This window comes from Hansschlegelia beijingensis, from assembly GCF_045505405.1.
GTDB classification, from domain to species: domain Bacteria; phylum Pseudomonadota; class Alphaproteobacteria; order Rhizobiales; family Methylopilaceae; genus Methylopila; species Methylopila beijingensis_A.
The window spans coordinates 1-7,720 of sequence record NZ_JBJKEX010000128.1; the positions used below are offsets into that span (position 1 = coordinate 1).

The 7,720-nt window shown below is 68.1% G+C and carries 10 protein-coding genes; 4 read left to right on the plus strand and 6 right to left on the minus strand.

From position 1 onward, the window contains the following. On the plus strand, nucleotides 1-954 hold a 954-nt coding region (locus ACIKT0_RS09810), incomplete at its 5' end, for a L,D-transpeptidase family protein (protein WP_407105172.1). Nucleotides 955-1,038: 84 nt separating this feature from the next. Here ACIKT0_RS09810 and groL read toward each other — a convergent pair. From groL to ACIKT0_RS09825, 3 genes are all read right to left on the minus strand, one after another. After that, entirely contained in the window at nucleotides 1,039-2,676 is a 1,638-nt protein-coding gene (gene groL, locus ACIKT0_RS09815) for a chaperonin GroEL (RefSeq protein ID WP_407105173.1), read from the minus strand. 94 nt (nucleotides 2,677-2,770) lie between these two features. Next, nucleotides 2,771-3,058: a co-chaperone GroES gene (gene groES, locus ACIKT0_RS09820; protein ID WP_183396550.1), complete on the minus strand. Its 288-nt coding sequence runs from the start codon at nucleotides 3,056-3,058 to the stop codon at nucleotides 2,771-2,773. A 135-nt stretch (nucleotides 3,059-3,193) separates the two neighbouring features. Next, nucleotides 3,194-4,297, minus strand: coding sequence for a hypothetical protein (locus ACIKT0_RS09825; RefSeq protein WP_407105174.1), 1,104 nt, complete (start codon nucleotides 4,295-4,297; stop codon nucleotides 3,194-3,196). A 121-nt stretch (nucleotides 4,298-4,418) separates the two neighbouring features. On the opposite strand from ACIKT0_RS09825, the gene ACIKT0_RS09830 reads away from it, so the two are divergent. Further along, nucleotides 4,419-4,856 (plus strand): MarR family winged helix-turn-helix transcriptional regulator, encoded by a 438-nt coding sequence (locus ACIKT0_RS09830; RefSeq protein WP_407105175.1) that lies wholly within the window; start codon nucleotides 4,419-4,421, stop codon nucleotides 4,854-4,856. Between the two features lie 3 nt (nucleotides 4,857-4,859). Here ACIKT0_RS09830 and ACIKT0_RS09835 read toward each other — a convergent pair whose 3' ends face one another. Next, the gene (locus tag ACIKT0_RS09835) at nucleotides 4,860-5,336 is read right to left on the minus strand and encodes a GNAT family N-acetyltransferase (RefSeq protein ID WP_407105176.1); all 477 of its coding nucleotides are present in this window, start codon (nucleotides 5,334-5,336) and stop codon (nucleotides 4,860-4,862) included. Nucleotides 5,337-5,612: 276 nt separating this feature from the next. Between ACIKT0_RS09835 and ACIKT0_RS09840 the strand changes: the two genes are divergently transcribed. Together ACIKT0_RS09840 and ACIKT0_RS09845 are read left to right on the plus strand one after the other, a co-directional pair. After that, nucleotides 5,613-6,521, plus strand: coding sequence for a L,D-transpeptidase (locus ACIKT0_RS09840; protein WP_407105177.1), 909 nt, complete (start codon nucleotides 5,613-5,615; stop codon nucleotides 6,519-6,521). A gap of 166 nt (nucleotides 6,522-6,687) precedes the next feature. Then, nucleotides 6,688-7,050, plus strand: a complete 363-nt coding sequence (locus ACIKT0_RS09845; RefSeq protein ID WP_407105178.1) for a response regulator — start codon at nucleotides 6,688-6,690, stop codon at nucleotides 7,048-7,050. A 20-nt stretch (nucleotides 7,051-7,070) separates the two neighbouring features. Here the strand turns inward: ACIKT0_RS09845 and ACIKT0_RS09850 are convergent, their stop codons facing one another. Together ACIKT0_RS09850 and ACIKT0_RS09855 are read right to left on the minus strand one after the other, a co-directional pair. Then, entirely contained in the window at nucleotides 7,071-7,247 is a 177-nt protein-coding gene (locus ACIKT0_RS09850) for a hypothetical protein (protein WP_407105179.1), read from the minus strand. Nucleotides 7,248-7,340: 93 nt separating this feature from the next. Then, nucleotides 7,341-7,720 (minus strand): DUF2076 family protein (locus tag ACIKT0_RS09855; RefSeq protein ID WP_407105180.1); only part of this gene is annotated, 380 nt, incomplete at its 5' end.

Consider the following 7,720-nt stretch of genomic DNA (forward strand, 5'->3'; position numbering starts at 1 on the left):
GGCCGCAAAGCGGCCGAGGAGGCGCTCGCCAAGGCCAGGAACAAGCGCGACCGGACGGCCGCCCGGGACAGGCTTGCGGCGCTCCCGAAGGCCGGCGACGCGCCAGACCCGTTCCTGATCCGCGCGCAGATCCTGCTCGACCGCGCGCACGCCTCGCCGGGCGCGATCGACGGGCTCTACGGCGACAACATGCGTCGCGCGGTCCGCGCCTTCCGCGAGATGCGGGGACTGCCGGCCGGCGATCAGCTGGACGCCGAGGCCTGGGCGAAACTGTCGGAGGATCAGGCCAAGGCGACGCTGATCTACGAGATCACGCCGGAGGACGAGAACGGCCAGTATGTCGGCAAGCCCCTGCCGACCGACTACGCCAAGCTCGCCAGGATGAAGTGGATCGGCTTCCGTGACGCCGCGGAGATGCTCGCCGAGCGTTTCCATCTCGACGAAGGCCTGATGCGTCGCCTCAATCCGGAGGTCGACTTCAACAAGGCGGGATCGAAGATCCTGGTCGCCGCCACGGGCGAGGATCCCGCGCCCGATCGGCGCGTGCTCCGCATCCTGGTCGACAAGGCCGAGAACGAGCTTCGCGCATTCGACGAAGGCGGAGCGCTGGTGATGGCCGCTCCCGCCACCGTGGGCTCGGGCGACACCCCCTCCCCGAGCGGAACCGTCAAGGTGACGAAGCCCTACCTGAACCCGGTCTACAAATACGACCCGAAGAAGAACTTCCAGCAGGGCAAGAACAAGCGGAAGCTGACGCTGAGGCCCGGCCCGAACGGCCCGGTCGGCAGCATGTGGATCGACCTCGACAAGCCGACCTACGGGATCCACGGAGCGCCCGAGCCGTCGAAGATCGGCAAGACGGAAAGCCACGGCTGCGTCCGCCTGACCAACTGGGACGCGGAGACGCTCGGCAGGCTCGTCGAGCCGAACAGGACCATCGTCGAGTTCAGGTGATCGGCGGGCGACGGTCGTCCGTTCAGCCAAAGAAAAAGGCCCCGGATCGCTCCGGGGCCTTCTCGTTTCGCCAGATGGCGTGGATCAGAAGTCCATGCCGCCCATGCCGCCGCCCGGCATGGCCGGAGCGCCGGAGTCCTTCTTCGGCAGATCGGCGACCATCGCTTCCGTGGTGATCAGCAGCGAGGCGACCGAGGCCGCGTCCTGGAGAGCGGTGCGGACGACCTTGGTCGGGTCGACGATGCCGGCCTCGATCATGTCCACGTACTCTTCGGTCTGCGCGTTGAAGCCGGCCGTCGGGGAGCTGCTCTCGAGCAGCTTGCCCACCACGATCGAGCCCTCGACGCCGGAGTTGGCGGCGATCTGACGGATCGGGGCCTCGAGCGCCTTCAGCACGATGTTGAAGCCGGCCTGGATGTCCGGGTTCTCATGCTTGGTGCCGTCGATGGCCTTCTTGGCGCGCAGCAGGGCGACGCCGCCGCCCGGCACGATGCCTTCCTCGACCGCAGCGCGCGTCGCGTTGAGCGCGTCGTCGATGCGATCCTTCTTTTCCTTGACCTCGACCTCGGTCGCGCCGCCGACGCGGATCACCGCGACGCCGCCCGCGAGCTTGGCGAGACGCTCCTGGAGCTTCTCACGGTCGTAGTCCGAGGTGGTCTCCTCGATCTGGGCCTTGATCTGGGCGACGCGGCCCTCGATCGCGTCCTTCTCGCCGGCGCCGTCGACGATCGTGGTCTTCTCCTTCTCGAGCGTCACCTTCTTGGCGCGGCCGAGCATGTCGAGGGTCACGTTCTCGAGCTTGATGCCGAGGTCTTCCGAGATCACCTGGCCGTTGGTCAGGATCGCGATGTCCTCGAGCATCGCCTTGCGGCGATCGCCGAAGCCCGGCGCCTTGACGGCCGCGACCTTGAGGCCGCCGCGGAGCTTGTTGACCACGAGGGTGGCCAGAGCCTCGCCCTCGATGTCCTCGGCGATGATGACGAGCGGCTTGCCCGACTGCACGACCGCCTCAAGGACGGGCAGGATCGCCTGCAGGCCCGACAGCTTCTTCTCGTGGATGAGGATGTAGGGGTCCTCGAGGTCCGCGATCATCTTCTCGGCGTTGGTGATGAAGTACGGCGAGAGATAGCCGCGGTCGAACTGCATGCCCTCGACCACTTCGAGCTCGGTCTCGAGGCTCTTGGCCTCCTCGACCGTGATGACGCCCTCGTTGCCGACCTTCTGCATGGCGTTGGCGATCATCTCGCCAAATTCCTTCTCGCCATTGGCAGAGATGGTGCCGACCTGCGCGACTTCCTCGGAAGAAGCGATCTTCTTGGAGGACGCCTTGAGGTGCTCGATGACCTTGGCGACGGCGAGATCGACGCCGCGCTTGATGTCCATCGGGTTCATGCCCGCGGTGACGTACTTGGCGCCTTCCTTGACGATCGCCTGGGCCAGGACGGTCGCCGTGGTGGTGCCGTCGCCGGCGAGGTCGTTGGTCTTCGAGGCCACTTCGCGCACCATCTGGGCGCCCATGTTCTCGAACTTGTCCTCGAGCTCGATCTCCTTGGCGACGGTGACGCCGTCCTTGGTGATGCGCGGAGCGCCGAAGGACTTCTCGATCACGACGTTACGACCCTTCGGGCCGAGCGTGACCTTCACCGCATTGGCGAGGATGTCGACGCCGCGCAGCATCTTCTCGCGCGCGTCGGCGGAAAAACGTACGTCTTTCGCAGCCATGTTCATTTGCTCCTTTGAGCGTGTCTGTAATCGGCCGGCTCGCCACGAACCCGAGTGCTCGGGCCTCGCCGTCCGGAAGTAGAAGCGGAGATGATCAGGCGATCACGCCCATGATGTCCGACTCCTTCATGATCAGCAGCTCTTCGCCGTCGATCCTGACTTCGGTGCCGGACCACTTGCCGAACAGGATCTTGTCGCCGGCCTTGACGTCGAGGGCCACGACCTTGCCGCTCTCGTCACGGGCGCCCGGGCCCACGGCGACGACTTCGCCTTCCTGCGGCTTTTCCTTGGCGGTGTCGGGAATGATGATGCCGCCCTTGCTCTTTTCCTCGGCGGTCAGACGACGGACGACCACGCGGTCGTGCAGCGGACGGAAGTTCATGGGTTAAATCCTCTCGAGCGCGCGCAACTGCTTCGCGTTCCAAAATCTTGCCGGCGGTAAGGCCCGCCGGGTTGTTAGCACTCTTTGCGGCTGAGTGCTAACGCGTCGACGAGATACGAACGGCCCCGGGGGCTGTCAAGATTTCGGGATCGGCCTCGTCGGGGAATTTTTTGCGCCCGCCGGACGCCCGCCGGACGGGTGGCCCTTGACCTGCCGCTCCCTCGAAAAACCGCGGCACGCGCCGCCCGCGATCTGCGCCAGACGCCGGATCGAAGCCGTCATCCGCTCGCCGGTCGACAACGGCCGGGGAGCCGCGGCGAGCGCCTCCTGCAACAGGCCTTCGAGCGTGGGCAGGTAGCTCGGGGCCAGCATGATCTCACGCACGAACTGCTCGGGATCTTTCGGCCGGGAGGCGAAGAGGTCCTGGTCGTGATCCTGACCGCGGCGCTTCGCCCGGGCGTAGATCCGGGCGATGCGGCCGCGCACATAGCTCTCGGGCCGGCCCTGAAGGGTGAAATACAGGACCGAGCCGTGGCTGGTGCCGGCGATCGGGAGCTTGCGGAGGTTCCGGCCGCCAAGCCGGTTCGCCTCCGCGAGGTCCGTCGGATTCTCGGTGGCGTAGACGACGGTCGCATGGACGTTGGAGGCGTCCGCGACGCGCGACACGTCGCCATGCAGGCGTAGGGCGGCGCGCATGGCGAACCGGGCGCGGGCCACCCGGCGCAACCTGCGATAGCTCGGGAAATAGAGGTCCGGGTTGAGCGGATGAAGCCGCACCTGCGGGCTGAACGCCAGCGCGCGGAACGTCCGGTCGGGCCTCAGGCGCGCGCAGAGCCGCGTCAGAAGCAGCGCGCCGAAGCCGCCCTTGCTGGTCCCGAGGAACAGCACGCGCTCATAGCCGCCCCGTTCGATGAACCGCACCAGTTCGCGCGCCAGCTTCCGGGCGACCGCGAGATAGTAGAAGCCCTTGAGATCGGAGACGTACAGCGCGTCGCCCGGGAAGGCGTGGCGATAGAGGATGAAGCGGCGGCTCGGCGAGCAGACCACGATCAGGTCGCGGCGATCCTCCCCGGGGCGGTGCTCAAGAAGAACGTCCGGGATGGCCGGAAGCTCGAGGTCGCCGGGGCCCGGGGGTGCAGGCGTCGGATGGGGCGCGTCGCTGAGACTGCGCCGCGCCTCGGCCGAAGCGCGGGCGGCTGGGACCGGGGGCCGATCGCGAACTACGCAGTCGTCTTGCAATCACGCTTCCTTTCGAGGCCGATCGGACCAGACCGGATACACGAGGCGAACGCCGGACGACAGAGCCGCCGCCCTGCTTCTCCGCTTGATTCCCTTCAGTTTAGCGCCGATCGTCAGGTCGATGCCGACTCGCGAAGAGATCGTCGATATCCACACCATGTGCGCCTGTTCGCACACGCGGATGGCGGCGCGCGCGGTCACCCGTTTTTATGACGAGGCGTTGCGCCCGTCTGGGCTCAAGGGCACCCAGTTCATCCTGCTGGCCGCGATCGAGGCCGGCGAGGCGGCTTCGATCACCGACCTAGCGGATCTGATCGACCTCGAACGGACGACGCTCGTCCGCAACCTGCAGCTGTTGCGGAAGGAAGGTCTGGTGGCGCCTGAAAAGGGCCTTCACGGCCGCCGCAAGCCGACGCTCACCGACAAGGGCCGCGCGGCGCTCGACGGGGCGCTGCCGCTATGGCGGCTCGCCCAGACGGAGATGGAGGGGCGGCTCGGCTTCGGCTCCTGGCAGGTCACGCGGCGCAGGCTGGGCGAGCTCCGCAAGGCGGTGGGCTGAGGCTCAGACCGCCACAGCCCGAGAGAAGCGGCATTCGAGCGCCCCTGCCCGGTCGTGGCGGGCGCGGACCCCCGGCTCGCGAATGAAGCCCTGGCGCTCGCAGAAGCGCTGCACGTCCTCGAACGTCACGTCGACCCACAGGGACAGCCGTTCGCCGCCCGAGGCGGCCGCGAACGCGTTCGCTCCGGCGAGCAGCGCGGCCGCCAGTCCCTTGCCGCGGGTTTCGGGCCTCAGGCAGATCATGGAAAGCTCGAACTCCCGCGGCCGGCCGTGCGGCGTCAGGCCGAGCGAGCCCACGACCTCCTCCTCGCAGAACACCAGCCACAGCCTCCCGCCGCGATCGGCGAAGGAGCTCGCCGGGCGATCGAGCGCCTCCGGTCCCGGCCCGTCCGGGGAGCGCTCCTCGGCCGCGTGGCCCATCAGCCGCGCGAGCGTCGGCGCGTCCTCGTCCGTCGCTTCACGGATCACGAATTCCGACATCTGTCGCACAAGCTCCTGAAGCGCGTCGCCGCCGCTGCGTCTCGGTTATGGGGCGGGAGCGGCGCAAGGCGACGCAGCGCCGCGGCGGCAGCCGCGCGCGATCCGATCAAGTCGGCTTGAGGTTCGTCCCGAACCGGTCCGGCGGCGCGCGCCGCGGCGTCGCAGGGCCTATCTTCGCCACTTTCCCGGCGGAGGAACGCAATCGTTCATCCCGCGTAAATGGCGTGGAGCCACACTGCTTCCCCGCCGTCACTCGCCTCCCAAGGAGTCTCCACGGTGATCTTCGTCCGCGCCTCCGTCGCCGCAGTCTGCGGCGCCCTTGCGCTCGGCGTCGGCGCCCTTTGGGCCGCGCCCGCCCTGGCCGATCCGATCGTCATCCCGGCCCCGGATTACGTTCCGAGAGGCGAGGCGCGGGTCGTCGAGCGCTACTACGAGGACGGCCGCGTCATTCGCCGGGTGGAGCGCCGCGCGTACCGGCGCGGCTATGTCGAGGACATGTTCGACGACCCGGGCGACACGGTCTACCGCTACGAGGGGCGGCCCCGCCGCGTCCCCACCAGCCGCCAGCGAGACTACGACGTCTATGACGGCCCGGATCCGTATAGCCGCGACGCCCGCAGCTATCGGTATTACGAGGATCCGCGGTACGACCCGTACAACCGCGAGCCGGAGGTCCGGCGCGGGACGCGACTCGCCGGCCCGCCCTCCGCGGCCGGCGCAGGCCAGGTTCGCCGCTCGATCGACCCGAAATTCGCCCGCACCGTCGTCCCTTACCGGGGTTCGGAGCCGGCCGGCTCGATCGTGATCGACACCAGGGCGCGCTACCTCTACCTGGTCCAGAACGACGGCTCCGCGATCCGCTATGGGGTCGGCGTCGGCAAGGAAGGCTTCAGCTGGAAGGGCGTCGAGAAGATCTCGAACAAGAAGGAATGGCCGGACTGGCGCCCGCCTGCGGAGATGCGGAAGCGCCGCCCGGAGCTCCCCGTGATGATGGCGGGCGGCCCTGACAACCCTCTGGGGGCAAGGGCGCTCTATCTCGGCAACACGCTCTATCGCATCCATGGCTCCAACGAGCCCTGGACGATCGGCCACGCCGTCTCGTCGGGCTGCATCCGCATGACCAACGAAGACGTCATGGACCTCTACGAGCGCGTCGGGGTCGGCACCACCGTCAAGGTGATCTAAGGCCCGTCGCGGCCGGGTCCGCCGCTTCGGCGGCGGACTCCATCAGGTTAACTAAGGCCTAATTTTCACTACACTTTTTATTTTTCGCCACGCGCCCGCCACCACGAAACTCCCACCTCGGCCGCGCGTTATGGCGCCGGGGTCGTGCTGTGTCGGAGTATCCACGATGGCGCCTTTCCGGGTCCTCATTCTCGAAGACGACGCGATTCTGGCCCTCGATCTCGCAACGATCGTCTGTTGCTGGACCGACGCGGACGTGACGTCCTGCCGCTCGATCGCGCAGGCGCGCCGCGCCCTGTCCGGCGGCTTTGACTTCGCTCTGCTCGACGTCGACGTGGCCGACGGCAAGTCCTACGAATTCGCCCGCTCGCTGAAAGACCGCAGCCTGCCGTTCGCCTTCGTGTCGGGCTCCGACGCCGATGACGCGCCGGACGAGCTGCGCGACGCCGCCTTCATCTCGAAGCCCTACGACCAGCGGGCGATCGAGCGCCTCGTGGCGGCGAACGCAGGCGCCCGCCGTCATCCCTGACGATCTGTCGGAAGTCGGCCTCAGCCGGCGCGCGGCGGCGCCGGCCTCAGAAAGCGGTCCAGGAAAGAGCTGACGCCGGAATCCTCCGAGCCGTCCTCGGACTCAAGGCTGCCCTCGATCGGAAGTTCGAGCAGGTCAGCGTCCGAACCTCCCTGACGCTTGAGCTCTTCGCGATCATTGTCGTGCCGAGCGGCCATGGGCGCACTCCACTGTTCACGTCCCGCATTGTGGCGGGATCCTCGCCCCTGCTTACGAGGGTCAACGACGAGCGCAGCGTTCGGTTCGCCCGATCAGATCCAATCGTCGTCGTTATCCGGTCCCAGGCCGCCCAGATCCTCCGGTCCCGGCTCGCCCGGTCCGTCGTGCTGCGGCCCGCCGACGCTGTCCAGAAGCCCGGAGAACCAGCCTTCATCCTGACCCGCGGCATTGGCCGCGGAGCCAGCCTCCTGGTCCGCCGTGGGCGTGTCGGCAAGCTTCGCGGCCTCGCCGGCCTGGGCTTCTCCGCCACCGAACATCGAGCGGAGGCCCTGAAACAGCAGGGCGCCGCCCGCGACGCCGGCGGCCGTCTGCAGCGCGCCCGAGAGGAAACCGCCGCCGCGCGAGGGCTGCTCATAAGCCTGCCCGCCCTGCCCGGCGGGCCCGCCATAGGGCTGCTGGGGCTCAAAGCCCC